Here is a 13,364-nt window from a genome sequence, read left to right on the forward strand (position 1 = left end):
GCAACAGAGCGCTATTCTAAGCCAGCAAGGTGCGCCTGAGCACGTCGGCCTGCTCGCCAGCCTGGCGCGCCCTGGCGCCGTATTCGCTGGCAGTGCCCGGATGCAGCCAGGCCTGGGCCTTGGCGGCCAGGTCCAGGTACAGCCTTTCCTTTTCCTGCAGTGCCCGGATGGCGGCCCAGATGGCCTCTTCCGCCTTGTCATTCTGCAACTCGCCAAGCACTTGCGCCGTGAAACTGTGGCCCGTATGGCAGCGGAAGCGCTGCGGCTGCTGGCCATGCAGTTCCCATAGGGTGCCTTGGCAGGCCGGGCAGGTAAATGTGGATGGCACGGCAATTTTTTCCAGTTGTTCCATATTCCCCACTCCCCTGGCAAAACGGTTTTCCACGGCGATCCAGTGCGGCGCCGGCTGCAGCGCCTGGGGCGGCGCCGGCTTGCCGCTGACCAGCGCCAGCAGGGCCGGAGCGATCTGGGCGACGGGCAGGCGCCAGTCCACGTCCACGTGGTCGATGGCGCTTTGCGGCATCGACGGCGCCACGGCTTCCTGCGGCTCCTGCACCAGCACCTTGCCGCCGCACGCCTTGATGGCTTGCAAGCCGGCCGTGCCATCGTCGAGGTAGCCGCTGAGGATCACGCCCACGGCCCTGGGGCCGAACGCGGCCGCCGCGCTGCGGAACAGAGGGTCGATGGCCGGGCGCGTGTGGTTTTCCTTCGGGCCGCGCGTCAGCTCGATGGTGGCCTGGCCAGCCGCGATGGCGACCAGCATATGCCGGTCCGGTGGCGCCAGCAGGATGCGCCCCGGACGCACGGGTTCGCGCCCTTCGGCAAAGCGCACGGGCAAGGAGCAAGTCTTGCCGAGGATATCGGGCAGGATGCTCTTGCGCGCGCCCACATGCGCGACGACCAGCACGGGCGCCGGCAAGGTGGCGGGCAAGGCGGCAAAGATGCAGGACAACGCTTCCATGCCGCCCGTGGAAGCTCCGATCAGTATCAACGCTTCCATGCCAGCCCCCTTTCGCGCGACGCATCTCCGCAGTCATTCTGGAACGCCCGCAGCGCCGATTCCGTGCGCCGCCTAACACAGGACGCCATGCGCCGGCGCTGCGGTTACAATGCGGCTCCCACACTGCCGTGACCGCCATGCCCTATCTGATACTTGCCGTATTTGTCCTCGCTTACCTGCTGGCCAGCCTGCTGTGGCACGTGCCCGTGCTGGTGGCGGCCGTGTACGGCGCGATGAGCGTGACTTGCTTTGCCGTCTACGCCATCGACAAGCGGGCGGCCCGCACGCAGGCGTGGCGCACGCCGGAGAAAACCTTGTGGCTGCTGGGATTGCTGTGCGGCTGGCCGGGCGCCGTGCTGGCGCAGCAGTGGTTGCGCCACAAGACGAGCAAGACCTCGTTCCAGGTCGTGTTCTGGATCACGGTCGCGCTGAACATGGGGGGATTTGCCTGGCTATGCATGCGCTATGCGCAGCCAGGCGTCTAGCAGGCAGACTTGCCACACCGCACAAAACCGTAGCGAGCGGCATGGGCTGTGCTTGAGAAGCGCAGCTGTGCGGATGCACGGGGCCGCCGAGTCACTGAGCATCGCACGCCGCAAATCGCGACGCGCTGCAGTTTTGGCGGGTGCTCTTAAACGGGCGTCTTGAAGATCGGATCGACGATGAACTGCTGCGCCTTGATGCGCAAGGTGCGCTCTTCGTCCAGTTCGGCGCGCGTTTCACCCAGTTCCTCGCGTTCCGCTTCCAGCTCCAGGCGCACGGCCGCCAGTTCCGTTTCCACGCGCGTCAGGCTTTCCAGCTTCAGCTGGGCCTGGATCAGCTCGGCACGAGCCGCTTCGGCCGCCTCTTCCAGGCGCGGGATGCCTTCGAGCTTGAATTGCGCCTTGGCCAGGTCCATGCGCGCCTGCTCGGCCGCCTCTTCCAGGCGCGGCAAGCCCTCCAGCCGCAATTGCGCCTTGGCCAGGTCCGTGCGGGCCTGGTTGGCGACCTGGCGCTCGCGTTCGAGTTCCTCGCGCAGGGTTTCCAGTTCGCCCGCCTGCAAGTCCAGCACTTCCTGCTGGCGCTCGTTTTCGCTGGCCAGGTCCATCAATTCCTGTTGATTGTCGTTCATCTCGGCTTCATGCGCACTGTGGCTGGCGCTCAATTCCTGTCCTACATAATCGAGAATGGCTTGCTGCAGCACGGGAGACAGTTCGGCCGCCGCGGCGATCTGGCGCTGCGCACCGGCCTTGCGGCGCTGCAAGAGCTTGCTGATGGTGCCCAGGCAGGCGCCATTGCCCAACCGCTCGCGCAGCGCGCGCACCGTGATGGCCAGGCCTTCGGCCGCCATCGCCTCCATTGCCGCATTGATCTGTTCCGCGCTTGCTTTTGCCATGTCGTATTCTCGTGAATGTTGCCTGGGGCCATATTACTGGGACTATCTTGCCCAGGGGCATTATCTTATGCCAGCGGCGGCAAAGCGTAAAGTATTTCTCAATAGAAATTGCAATTGCACAACGGAAGCGTGTGCAAACATGCGGCCTGGTCGCCGTCAGTCTTCCAGCAAGCCATTTTCCGTGAGCATGTCCTGCACCAGTTCCAGGCGCAGCACGGGATTGTCCTGGCTGAGCAGCAGCTGCTTTTGCATGGCCGTCAGCGACAGCAGTTCGCACCAGCGGTTCGCCACCCAGCCGCACTCGTCGAGCCGGTATGGCGGCTGCAGCGGCATTTGCTCGGGCGGGATCTTTTGTTCCTGCAAGGTGCGTATCAGCGCGCCCAGGGCGTCGGCCACGTTCTGCTGCTCTTGCGGGATGGGGATGGCCTTATCCGGCGGCAAGGTCTCGATCCGCGCCGTCCACAGGCCGTGTTTCAGCTGTTCGCTGGAAACGATGTGGAAGCGCTCCATACCCATGCATTTGATTTGCAGCAAGCCCGACAACGGCGCCGCCCAGTCGATGACGCGCGCCAGGGTGCCTACCGGCGCCAGCGTTTCCAGCTGGCCCGGCTTGCGCACTTCCGCGCCGTCCAGCAACCGCACCACGCCGAACGGCTGCTCGCCCATGATGCACTTGCGTATCATGTCCAGATAGCGCACCTCGAAGATCTGCAAAGGCAGATAGCCGTCGGGATACAGCACCGTATTGAGCGGGAACAAAGGTATCGAGGTCATAGGCGCATGATGGCACGAATGGCATATCCGTGCAGCGCGCCTTGCCCCCGATTACTTGTAGAAGCGGCGCTTCTTGGCGCGCTCGGCCGCCTTCGGCGCCAGCACTTTGACGGCCTTCTTCTGGATCGTGCCGCCGGCGGTCGTGCCCGGCACGCGATGCTCCGCCTCGTAACCGGGTTCTTCGGCGCGTTTGAGGGTTTGCCGGGTCAGCGCTTCGACGGCCGACAGCAATTCCACCTCGTCGGCGCAGACGAGGGAAATCGCCTCGCCCGAAGCGCCCGCGCGGCCCGTGCGGCCGATGCGGTGGATATAGTCTTCGGCTACGGTCGGCAAGTCGAAATTGACGACGATCGGCAATTGGTCGATGTCCAGGCCGCGGGCGGCCACGTCGGTGGCCACCAGCACCTGCACCTCGGCCGCCTTGAAGCGGGCCAGCGCGCGCAGGCGGTTCGGCTGCGTCTTGTCGCCGTGAATGGAATCGGCGCGCACGCCCTGCTCCAGCAAGGTGTTCACCAGTTGCTCGACGCCCTTGCGCGTCTTGACGAAGACCAATACCTGGCCCCAGCGCTTTTTCTTCAGCAGGTGCAAAAACAGTTCCGGCTTGCGTTTCTTGTCGCACACGATCACCGACTGTTTCACGGCCTTGACCGTGCTGTTGCGCGCGCTCACCTCCACCGAGACGGGGTCCTTCAGCATGGTTTTCGCCATGGCGCGGATGGCGTCCGAGAAGGTGGCCGAGAACAGCAGGGTCTGGCGCTGCTTGGGCATGGTCATCAGCAATAAATCCAGCTCGCGCTCGAAACCGAGGTCCAGCATGCGGTCGGCTTCGTCCAGCACCAGGGTTTGCACTTGCTCGAACTTGACGGCGCCCTGCGTCTGCAAGTCCAGCAGGCGGCCCGGCGTGGCCACCAGCACGTCGAGGCCCTTGCGCAGCTTGCTGATCTGCGGCTCGATGGGCACGCCGCCATAGGCGACAAAGCTGCGCAGCGGCAAGTTGCCGCCATAGCTGCGGAAGCTCGCATAGACTTGCTCGGCCAGTTCGCGCGTAGGCACCAGCACCAGCACGCGCACGCATTGCGGCGCCACCACGCCTTCCAGGGTCAGGCGCTGCAGCAGCGGCACGGCAAAGCCGGCCGTCTTGCCCGTGCCCGTCTGGGCGGCGGCCATCAGGTCGCGTCCGGCCAGCACGGCGGGAATCGATTGCGCCTGCACGGGCGTCGGCTTGGCATAGCCAAGCTCGTCAAGTTTGCGGACCAGGGGATCGATCAGGCCGAGGGAGGAAAACGTCATGGGAAAAGCAATCTTGGCAAATGAAAAGGTGGCGCGCACGGACGGGCCGCGCGCGCGATTGCCGAGATTATAGGCCAGCGGGCATGCCGGCCGGGGTTTCACGACGGATTTTCAGCCTGGCATCGGCATCAAAACTTCATTTCCATGGTCGCGCGCGCTTGCGGCGAGCTCGGTGAAATGCTGTTGCGCTGTATCGTGCCGCTGGCGTCCGTGTAGCTGGTGCGGCTTTCGAAGTCTTGCGCCAGCAGGTTCGATACGGCCAGGCGCAGCTGCTGCTTCGCGTTGAATTTCCACAGCGCATAAATATCGAGGTCGCGCCGCGGCGTCGTATAGGCACTCTGGCGCTCGGTGATGCGCACCGGGCCGCCATTGCGGAAGTTGAAGCTGCCGCCCGTCGTCAGCACGCCGTCCGGCGTCTTGTAGTCGAGACCGACGTTGCCGCTGACGGGCGTTTGCTGGTCGAGCCGGTTGTCCGGCCCCGGCACCTGCTCCACCTGCGACCAGTTGCGGCTGACGCTGGCGCGCACATCCAGCGCCGGCACGGGTCCGGCCAGCACGGCGCGCAGCGGGAACTTCGCTTCCAGTTCCAGTGTCTGCGTAGTCGCGCGGCCGTCGTTGACGGGCGTGGATACCCAGCGCTCATTGATATACAGCAAACCCTGGCGCGTGTAGCCATCGATGCGGCGGGCCGAGGCGCGCGCACTGAGCAAGGCGCCTTCGGCCCAGTAATGTTCGTAGGAAGCGTCGATGCCCAGCGCCAGCTCCGGCTTCAGGTTCGGATTGCCTTCGCGGTCAGGCTCGGTCTGGCTATTATTCGTCGACATCATACGGCGCGGAATCAGGCTGGAGGTGGCCGGCGCCTTGTAGGTGCGCGTCAAGGCCAGGCGCACCTGGTCGCCCTTGGTGTCAGGCAATTTCCACAAGGTTTGCAGCAGCGGGCTCCAGACGCTGCTGCGCTGCTGCACCTCGTCATACGTGTTGCCGATACTGCGCGTATCGATGCCTTCCCAGCGCACGCCCGCATACATGGACCAGCGCGGCGTGATATCCCACTCGTCCTGGGCATACAGCGCCAGGCGCTTGATGTCTGCATTGAAGTCTTCATCGACGTTGAATGGCGGGCGCCCGCCCGGCAAGGCCAGCTCGCGCTGCCAGCGCTCCTCGTCCCGCTTGCTGTAGCCGCCATCCCAACCCATCGACAAGGCATGGCCCGGGATGAGCGGCGAAGAATACTTGCCGGTGGAAGAGACGCTCTTTTCCGACGCATCCACGCGCGCGGTACGGTCCAGCGCCAGTCCCACGCCATCAATACGGCCGAGCGGGTGGTTATCGGAGGAATTATTGCTGAGGCCTACGCGCAGTCCCAGTTCCAGCCTGGCGCCGCCATCGAGCTTGCGCACCCAGGTCAGGTCCGTTCGGCCAAATACATAGTGGTTGCCGCCGTCGCTGTCGTTCGTATCGTAGTCTGGTCGCAAGCCCATGATCGTGTCGGTACGGCTGTGAGTACGGCTTTCGTTGCGTCCGAGATTCAGGAAAAATTGCGCCGTCAGATTATCGCCGCCGGGAAAAGCCCAGTTCAGGCGCGGCGACATGTTGATGCCTTCCGAACGGCCATCGCCCGTGCCCTTGCTGTTGCGCAGCAGATTTTGCTGGCCGTCCGGCAAATAGCCAAGGTCCCGTGCCGGGTTTGCATAGTGATAGTCATAGCGATAAAAGGAGGCCGCCAGCGAATAGGAAAAAATGCCGTCCTTGTCCGACAATTGCAGGTTGCCATTGCTGGAAAACGCATCGCGCCCGCCCCCCGCGCCCAGCTTGACGTCGCGCTGCGCCGTCTTCACGGCTTTCTTGAGCACCACATTGATGGTGCCGGCGATCGACTGCGTGCTGTATTCGGCGCTGGCCGCATGCAGAATCTCGATGCGTTCGATGACGTCGGGCGACAGGGTGTCGAGCGAGAAACCGGCCGGCGCCCGTTCGCCGTTGAGCAAAATCTGCGTGTAGCCGCTGCCCAGGCCGCGCATGCGGATTTCGCCGCCCGAGCGCCCGGCCGCGCCGGACACGGTGATGCCGGGCAGGCGCTTGAGCACGTCGGTGACGCTGGTGTCGCCATACTTGAGGATTTCTTCGCTGCTGACCACCATCTTGCTGGCCGTATCGTCGCGGCGCGGATCATAGCCGCCGCCCTTGACTTCGACGGTTTGCATGGCGGGAGCGGCGGACTTTTCGGCCTTCTCGGCCTTCAGCGGCGCGGCGGCGGCATCAGCGGCTGGCGCTTCGGATTGCTGGGCCTGGACATTCCAGGCAAGTAAAACGGCGGAACAAAGAATGGTAAGGCGGAGGCAACGGCGTGGCATCATGACCTGGCTAAAAAAAGTTGGCTGAATAAAAATGGCTAAAAGCTAAAAAACAGGCCGCTGTATTGTGCTGCAATTTTTTCCGAGTGGCACAGTTTCCTGAAAATATACCCTATGGCAAATTAAATTCGGCAGCAGACTGCGATATGTCCCCTTGCATACGGTACATATCATTGCGTACCACATCGCCGCTATAATGCGTTTTCGCCATTATTCCCACCACCCCGTCAAAGGCTTCCCATCGTGTCTGACCGTCTTGCCGTTTTGCCTCAATATCTGCTGCCCAAGGGAGCGTTGACCAACTTCGCCGGCCGCATCGCCGGCGCCAAGGGTGGCGCCATGACGACGCGCCTGATCCGCTGGTTCGTCGGCCGCTACAACGTCAACATGGATGAGGCGCTGGACCCGGACATCACGCACTACGCGAGCTTCAACGACTTCTTCACGCGCGCGCTGCGCCCCGACGCCCGTCCGCTGGCGCAAGCCGACTATGTCTGCCCCGTCGACGGACGCATCAGCCAGTTCGGCACGATCGACAAGGACCAGATCTTCCAGGCCAAGGGCCACAGCTTCAGCACCACGGCCCTGGTGGGCGGCGATGCGGCCCTGGCAGCGCAGTTCGAACACGGCAGCTTTGCCAATCTGTACCTGAGCCCGCGCGACTACCACCGCATCCACATGCCGTGCGACGGCCGCTTGACGCGCATGATTTATGTGCCCGGTGAATTGTTCTCCGTCAACCCGACGACGGCGCGCGGCATCCCCGGCCTGTTCGCCCGCAACGAGCGCGTCGTCTGCGTGTTCGAGACGGCCAACGGTCCGTTCGTCATGACCCTGGTGGGCGCCACCATCGTCGGCAGCATGGCCACCGTCTGGCACGGCGTCGTCAACCCGCCCCGCACGGGCCAGGTGCGCGACTGGAGCTATGCCAACGACAATGTCGTGCTGAAGCAAGGCGACGAGCTGGGCCGCTTCCTGCTCGGCTCCACCGTCGTCATGCTGTTCCCCAAGGACAGCGTGCAATTCAATGCCAACTGGCAACCGGCCGGCCCCGTGCAGCTGGGCGAAGTCATGGGCAAGCTGCCCAAGTAAATGGCGCTCGGCGCGCGCCTACACGGGCGCGTCCGTGCGATACATTTCCTCCATCAAGTCCAGGAACGCGCGCGTCTTGGCCGGCATCAGCCGCCGGCCGGGAAACACGGCCCAGCCCGTGACCAGCGGAAAACTCCATTCGGGCAAGACCCGCACCAACTCCCCCGTCGCCACGTATGCCTTGGCAAAGCGGTCCGTGCTGGCCGCGATGCCCACGCCCGTGCACGCCATGCGCACCAGCAACTCCGGAGAGTTCGCCAGCAGGCGCACGGGCAAGTCGCGCTCCCATGTCGTCTTGCCGCGAATCAAGGTCCAGTGCACGAGGCCATGCACGGCCCGTGGCAGGCTGAGCAAGTCATGGCCGTACAGGTCGTCGGGATGCTCGGGCAAGCCGTGCACGCTCGTGTATTGCGGCGACGCATACAGCGCCAGGGTGCTGAAGGCAACGCGGCGCGCGGCCAGGCTGGCGTCGTCGGGCAAGTTGCCCATGCGGATGGCCAGGTCGAAATTTTCTTCCAATAAATCCACGCGGCGCGCCGACAGGTCCAGCTCCAGCGAAATGGCCGGATAGCGGCGCACGAATTCGGCCAGCACCTGGCGCATCAGCGCGTCGCCGAAATCGGCCGGCATGGAAATGCGCAGCAAGCCGCTGGGCCCCGCCTGGCGGTGCTGCGCCAGGGCACCTGCCGCCTCCGTTTCCTCCACCACCTTGCGCGCATGCTCGAGCAGGCTGGCGCCAAACTCCGTCAGCGCCAGCTTGCGCGTGGTGCGCAGCAGCAGCCGTTCGCCCAGTTTCGCCTCCAGCTGCGACAGGCGCCGCGACAAGGTTGACTTGGGCAAGTCCACGCGCACGGCGGCGCGGCTGAAACTGCCGCATTCGACGACGCGGGCAAACAGCAGCAAGTCTCCGGGATCGATATCCATGTTTGACCTCTCAACTTTATTGTTCCACCAGTGGATTAATGTTATCCATTTTAACGGCTTCCGCATCAATTTTGGAATTGCTATAGTTCATCCATCGCAAGACACCTCACACGGAGAAACAAGATGAACATCCTGCAAATCAATTCCAGCGCCCGCAGCACCGGTTCCGCCTCGACCCGCCTGGCCGACGCCCTCGTCGCCCGCGTACAGGCGGGCAACCCGGACGCCGCCCTGGTCCGCCGCGACCTGGCCGCCGTACCGCACCCCGTGCTCGACGAGCCGACCCTGCAAGCGCTGTTCACCCCGGCCGACAAGCGCACGCCGGAACAGGCGGCCCGCATCGCCCTCGACGACGCGCTGATTGCGCAAGTGCAAGCGGCTGACGTGATCGTCATCGGCGCGCCGATGTACAACTTCGGCATCACCGTGCAACTGAAAAGCTGGTTCGACGCGATTGCCCGCGCCAACGTCACCTTCAAGTACACGGAAAACGGCCCCGTGGGCCTGCTGACCGGCAAGAAAGTCTATGTGGGCCTGTCCCGCGGCGGCTTGCACCGCGATAGCGCCCACGACAGCCAGGTGCCATACCTGAACACCATGTTCGGCTTCCTCGGCATGACCGACGTGCAATATGTGTATTCGGAAGGCATGGGCATGGGCCCGGAAGCCGTGGCCAAGGCGCAAGCGCAGGCCGATGCCGAGATCAACGCGATCCTGGTATAAGTACAACGATTGATGGGCATCAACCCGGGACGGCGCACGAGCGCCGTTCTTCCCAACTGGAGAGCAGCATGAGCGACATCAATACCCTCAGCAAACCGCGCGCCGTCGAGCGCGTGATCGCCGGCCAGGCCGTCATGGATGGCGCCGGCGTGAAGATCAACCGCGTGCTGACGCAGCAGCTGCAGCGCCGCCTCGACCCGTTCCTGATGCTCGACAATTTCGCCAGCGACAAGCCGAACGACTATATCGCCGGCTTCCCCGAGCATCCGCACCGGGGCTTCGAGACAGTCTCGTACATGATCACGGGACGCATGCGCCACCGCGACAGCGCGGGCAACGAAGGCTTGCTGACCTCGGGCGGCGTGCAATGGATGACGGCCGGCAGCGGCGTGGTCCACTCGGAAATGCCGGAGCAGGAAGCAGGCGTGATGGAAGGTTTCCAGCTATGGCTGAACCTGCCAGCGCGCGACAAGATGCGCACGCCGTGGTACCGCGATTTCGAGAGCAGCGAAATTCCCCGCTACACGACGGATACGGACGTGGTCGTGCAAGTGATCGCCGGCGAGAGCCATGGCGTGACGGGCGCCGTGCAGCGCGAGCTGACGCAGCCGCTGTACCTCGATATCGACTTGCCGGCCGGCACCAGCTTCGAGCAGCCCTTGCCGCCAGGCCATAACGCCTTCCTGTACACCTTCCGTGGCGAGGTGCAGGTGGATGGCAAGGCCGTGCCGGCCCTGCGCATGGCGATCCTGGCCAATACGCCGGGCAGCGACGGCGTGCGCATCGAGGCGCCCGAAGGCGGCCGCGTGATCCTGATCGCCGGCCAGCCGCTGAACGAGCCGATCGCGCAATATGGTCCGTTCGTCATGAATACCCAGGCAGAGGTATTCCAGGCCGTGCAGGACTTCCGCGAAGGCAAGTTCGGTGTAACGGCCGCGCCAGCCGCCTGACGCCGACAAGGCGCGGCACGGCCGCTCACAGCGCCTGGAACACGTGGCCGGCGCGCGTCGTGACGCTCGCCCTTGCCGCGCGTTTCAGCTGCTTCACGTTGCCAGCCACGCGCCGCGCGCCGCGGGCCAGGCTGGCCACCGGCGCCACCGCCGTGCTGGCGGCCCCCGTCGCGGCCAGCTTGAAGATGCTGACCACCTGCACCAGGTTGGCGGCCTGGTCCTGCAAGGATTCGGCCGCCGCCGCGGCTTCCTCCACCAGGGCCGCATTTTGCTGCGTCACGGTATCCATCTGCGTGATGGCTTGATTGATCTGCTCGATACCCGACGTCTGCTCCTGGCTGGCGGCCGTGATTTCACTCATGACGTCCGTCACGCGCTTGACGCTCTCGACAATTTCTTCCATCGTCGCGCCCGCCTGCTCGACCAGCTTGCTGCCGGCATCGACGGCGTCGACGGAATGCGTGATCAACTCCTTGATTTCCCGGGCCGCGGCGGCCGACCTCTGCGCCAGGTTGCGCACCTCGCTGGCCACCACGGCAAAGCCGCGTCCCTGCTCGCCGGCCCGCGCCGCTTCCACGGCCGCGTTCAAGGCGAGGATATTCGTCTGGAACGCGATGCCATCGATGACGCCGATGATGTCGACGATCTTCCTGGCCGATTCGTTGATCGAGCCCATGGTGCCGACCACTTGCGCCACCACGTCCCCTCCCCTCAGCGCGACGTTCGATGCCGACTGCGCCAGCTGGTTCGCCTGGCGCGCATTGTCCGCATTCTGCTTGACGGTCGAGGTCAGTTCCTCCATCGACGAAGCCGTTTCTTCCAGGGAACTGGCTTGCTCTTCAGTACGCGAGGACAGGTCCAGGTTGCCTATAGCGATCTGGCCCGAGGCAGTGGCGATCGTATCGATGGATTCGCGGATGTCGCCAACCGCCTGCGCCAGGTTTTGCTGCATGATCTGCATCGCATACAGGAGGCTGTGGTCGTCGCCGCTGTGGGTCGTCACCGGCACGGCCAGGTCGCCGGCGGCGATGCTGCGCACGATATGCGCCGCGTATTCCGGCTCGCCGCCCAGCTGGCGATAGATATTGCGGATCAGGAAAAAGCCGATCACGGCAGCCAGCAGCGCACCGAGGACTATGATCGCAATGATGATCGTACGTAAAGTGACATAGCGGGCGCTCGACTCCTCGTATTCCTTTTTCGCCTCGTCGACTTGCAGCTTGTGCAAGGCATTGATGCCTTCGCGCATCGCCGGGATCAGCGTTTGCAGGTGCGCCTCGGCCTGCCTGGCGCCGTCGATCTTGCCTTCGCGCAAGGCAGCGACGGCCGGCATCAGCCCTTCCCTGACCATCTTCTCGCGGTCGACGGCAAATTTATCGGCCAGCAATTTCTCGTGCGGCGTCAGGTACGTTGCCATGTAGGCATTCCAGATCTTGTTGACCTCGGTGATCGTCGCCTCTATCGTTTCCGCCTTGGCGTGGATCTTCGCGGCGACGGGGTCAAGCAAGGCCTCGGCCAGCTGCAGCCGGCTGCGCACCAGCAGGCTATCGATGCGGGCGACTTGCTCCAGCGCCACGGTACGGTCTTCATAGGCCGTCTTCAAGCCTTCATTCGTCTTGTTCATGCCATACAGGCCAAACAAGCCGATCACGATGGACAGCAGGGACAGAAAACCGATCACGACACTCAAATGCGCCTTCAATGTCATCTTCATTGCTGGATCTCCAGGTAGGTCAAGCGACTTTCATGCGTTCTCACCTTGTCATGCCGCCATGCGCCAAGTTGGCTGGCATCAGCAATAAATTATGCAGGGAACTGTGCAAACAAATCTCCCGCTTTGTCACCGGCCAGTTTCCCCCTCCTTGCCGCGTGCCTGCGCCCGGCATCGCCGCATTTCCTTTACACTAGCGCAACATCCACCCACCACCGACTCCATGCACGAGACTACTGAACACGATGCCACCCACCTGCACGCCCATTTAAAAGGCGACGCCAAGCACACCCATTCGTTCGAGGGACGCAGCCAGAGCATCCTGGCCTGGGCGCTGGGCCTGACCCTGTCGTTTGCCGGCATCGAGGTGGCGGCCGGCTTCCTGTCCAATTCGCTGGCCCTGATTTCCGATGCAGGCCACATGGTCACGGACGCGGCCGCGCTGGGCCTGGCCCTGCTGGCGCAACTGATCGCGCGCCGTCCGCCATCGCCGCGCCACTCGTTCGGCTTCGGCCGCGCCGAGGCGCTGGCCGCCTTCGTCAACGGCCTGGCCATGCTGTGCGTGGTGGGCTGGATCTGCTACGAAGCCGTGCTGCGCTTTTCCGCCCCGCAAACCGTGCAGGGTGGCATGGTCTTCGTCGTGGCCTTCATCGGCCTGCTGATCAACCTGGTGGTGGCGTGGGTCTTGTCGAAGGACAAGCAAAGCGTGAATACGCGCGCCGCCCTCGTGCACGTGATGGGCGATTTGCTGGGATCGGTCGCCGCCATCGTCGCCGGCGCCGTGATCTATTTCACGGGCTGGATGCAGATCGACCCGCTGCTGTCGATGCTCGTATCCCTGCTGATCCTGAAATCCACGTTCGGGGTATTGAAAGAGTCCTACCACTTCCTGATGGAAGGCGTGCCCATGCAGATCGACTACATCGCCGTGGGCACCGATGTGGAACAGGTCGATGGCGTGATCGCCGTGCACGACCTGCACGTCTGGGACATGTCGCCGGGCCAGCCGGCCCTGATCGGCCATGTGGAAATCGAACACCTCGACCACTGGCCGAAGGTCTTGCGCGCGATCAAGAAGATGCTATTGAGTAAGCACGGCATCGACCATATCACCCTGCAGCCGGAGACGGCCACGATGGCGGGCTTGCATGCAAGCGACAAGACGCACTGA

At 63.9% G+C, this 13,364-nt stretch carries 12 protein-coding genes; 5 read left to right on the forward strand and 7 right to left on the reverse strand.

Translation table 11 applies throughout. The features are described from left to right. Positions 1-16 precede the first annotated feature (16 nt). Complete coding sequence (locus tag YQ44_RS14910; RefSeq protein ID WP_071324057.1) at positions 17-1,000, reverse strand: chemotaxis protein CheB; 984 nt, start codon at positions 998-1,000, stop codon at positions 17-19. A 137-nt stretch (positions 1,001-1,137) separates the two neighbouring features. Between YQ44_RS14910 and YQ44_RS14915 the strand changes: the two genes are divergently transcribed. Continuing rightward, on the forward strand, positions 1,138-1,485 hold the full coding sequence (locus tag YQ44_RS14915) for a DUF1294 domain-containing protein (protein ID WP_071324058.1): 348 nt from the start codon (positions 1,138-1,140) through the stop codon (positions 1,483-1,485). 146 nt (positions 1,486-1,631) lie between these two features. Here the strand turns inward: YQ44_RS14915 and YQ44_RS14920 are convergent, their stop codons facing one another. The 4 genes from YQ44_RS14920 to YQ44_RS14935 all read right to left on the reverse strand — a co-directional run bounded on the left by YQ44_RS14920 (position 1,632) and on the right by YQ44_RS14935 (position 6,643). Continuing rightward, a complete protein-coding gene (locus tag YQ44_RS14920; protein WP_071324059.1) occupies positions 1,632-2,375 on the reverse strand; it encodes a DNA-binding protein in 744 nt (247 codons plus the stop codon). 156 nt (positions 2,376-2,531) lie between these two features. Beyond that, positions 2,532-3,149 carry an LON peptidase substrate-binding domain-containing protein gene (locus YQ44_RS14925; protein ID WP_071324060.1) on the reverse strand — a complete coding sequence of 206 codons (618 nt, stop codon included), beginning with the start codon at positions 3,147-3,149 and terminating at the stop codon, positions 2,532-2,534. A 51-nt stretch (positions 3,150-3,200) separates the two neighbouring features. Beyond that, a complete protein-coding gene (locus tag YQ44_RS14930; protein WP_071326518.1) occupies positions 3,201-4,439 on the reverse strand; it encodes a DEAD/DEAH box helicase in 1,239 nt (412 codons plus the stop codon). A 128-nt stretch (positions 4,440-4,567) separates the two neighbouring features. Beyond that, positions 4,568-6,643: a TonB-dependent receptor plug domain-containing protein gene (locus YQ44_RS14935; RefSeq protein WP_232250905.1), complete on the reverse strand. Its 2,076-nt coding sequence runs from the start codon at positions 6,641-6,643 to the stop codon at positions 4,568-4,570. Between the two features lie 393 nt (positions 6,644-7,036). Here YQ44_RS14935 and asd point away from each other — a divergent pair, with 393 nt between their 5' ends. After that, positions 7,037-7,885, forward strand: a complete 849-nt coding sequence (gene asd / locus YQ44_RS14940; RefSeq protein WP_071324061.1) for an archaetidylserine decarboxylase — start codon at positions 7,037-7,039, stop codon at positions 7,883-7,885. 18 nt (positions 7,886-7,903) lie between these two features. Here the strand turns inward: asd and YQ44_RS14945 are convergent, their stop codons facing one another. Next, on the reverse strand, positions 7,904-8,809 hold the full coding sequence (locus YQ44_RS14945; RefSeq protein ID WP_071324062.1) for a LysR family transcriptional regulator: 906 nt from the start codon (positions 8,807-8,809) through the stop codon (positions 7,904-7,906). A 123-nt stretch (positions 8,810-8,932) separates the two neighbouring features. Between YQ44_RS14945 and YQ44_RS14950 the strand changes: the two genes are divergently transcribed. Together YQ44_RS14950 and YQ44_RS14955 are read left to right on the forward strand one after the other, a co-directional pair. After that, positions 8,933-9,532 (forward strand): FMN-dependent NADH-azoreductase, encoded by a 600-nt coding sequence (locus YQ44_RS14950; protein ID WP_071324063.1) that lies wholly within the window; start codon positions 8,933-8,935, stop codon positions 9,530-9,532. A 68-nt stretch (positions 9,533-9,600) separates the two neighbouring features. Next, positions 9,601-10,482, forward strand: coding sequence for a pirin family protein (locus tag YQ44_RS14955; protein WP_071324064.1), 882 nt, complete (start codon positions 9,601-9,603; stop codon positions 10,480-10,482). A 25-nt stretch (positions 10,483-10,507) separates the two neighbouring features. On the opposite strand, the gene YQ44_RS14960 is transcribed toward YQ44_RS14955, so the two are convergent. Then, a complete protein-coding gene (locus YQ44_RS14960) occupies positions 10,508-12,196 on the reverse strand; it encodes a methyl-accepting chemotaxis protein (RefSeq protein WP_071324065.1) in 1,689 nt (562 codons plus the stop codon). 220 nt (positions 12,197-12,416) lie between these two features. Here YQ44_RS14960 and YQ44_RS14965 point away from each other — a divergent pair, with 220 nt between their 5' ends. Then, positions 12,417-13,364 carry a cation diffusion facilitator family transporter gene (locus YQ44_RS14965; RefSeq protein ID WP_071324066.1) on the forward strand — a complete coding sequence of 316 codons (948 nt, stop codon included), beginning with the start codon at positions 12,417-12,419 and terminating at the stop codon, positions 13,362-13,364.

The sequence above is a fragment of the Janthinobacterium sp. 1_2014MBL_MicDiv genome (assembly GCF_001865675.1).
Taxonomy (GTDB): domain Bacteria; phylum Pseudomonadota; class Gammaproteobacteria; order Burkholderiales; family Burkholderiaceae_D; genus Janthinobacterium.

Excerpts from the sequence above, each read along its gene's own strand:
- YQ44_RS14910 (WP_071324057.1), bottom strand. The coding sequence starts at position 1,000 with ATGGAAGCGTTGATACTGATCGGAGCTTCCACGGGCGGCATGGAAGCG.
- YQ44_RS14915 (WP_071324058.1), top strand. The coding sequence starts at position 1,138 with ATGCCCTATCTGATACTTGCCGTATTTGTCCTCGCTTACCTGCTGGCC.
- YQ44_RS14920 (WP_071324059.1), bottom strand. The coding sequence starts at position 2,375 with ATGGCAAAAGCAAGCGCGGAACAGATCAATGCGGCAATGGAGGCGATG.
- YQ44_RS14925 (WP_071324060.1), bottom strand. The coding sequence starts at position 3,149 with ATGACCTCGATACCTTTGTTCCCGCTCAATACGGTGCTGTATCCCGAC.
- YQ44_RS14930 (WP_071326518.1), bottom strand. The coding sequence starts at position 4,439 with ATGACGTTTTCCTCCCTCGGCCTGATCGATCCCCTGGTCCGCAAACTT.
- YQ44_RS14935 (WP_232250905.1), bottom strand. The coding sequence starts at position 6,643 with ATGCAAACCGTCGAAGTCAAGGGCGGCGGCTATGATCCGCGCCGCGAC.
- YQ44_RS14945 (WP_071324062.1), bottom strand. The coding sequence starts at position 8,809 with ATGGATATCGATCCCGGAGACTTGCTGCTGTTTGCCCGCGTCGTCGAA.
- YQ44_RS14950 (WP_071324063.1), top strand. The coding sequence starts at position 8,933 with ATGAACATCCTGCAAATCAATTCCAGCGCCCGCAGCACCGGTTCCGCC.
- YQ44_RS14955 (WP_071324064.1), top strand. The coding sequence starts at position 9,601 with ATGAGCGACATCAATACCCTCAGCAAACCGCGCGCCGTCGAGCGCGTG.
- YQ44_RS14960 (WP_071324065.1), bottom strand. The coding sequence starts at position 12,196 with ATGAAGATGACATTGAAGGCGCATTTGAGTGTCGTGATCGGTTTTCTG.
- YQ44_RS14965 (WP_071324066.1), top strand. The coding sequence starts at position 12,417 with ATGCACGAGACTACTGAACACGATGCCACCCACCTGCACGCCCATTTA.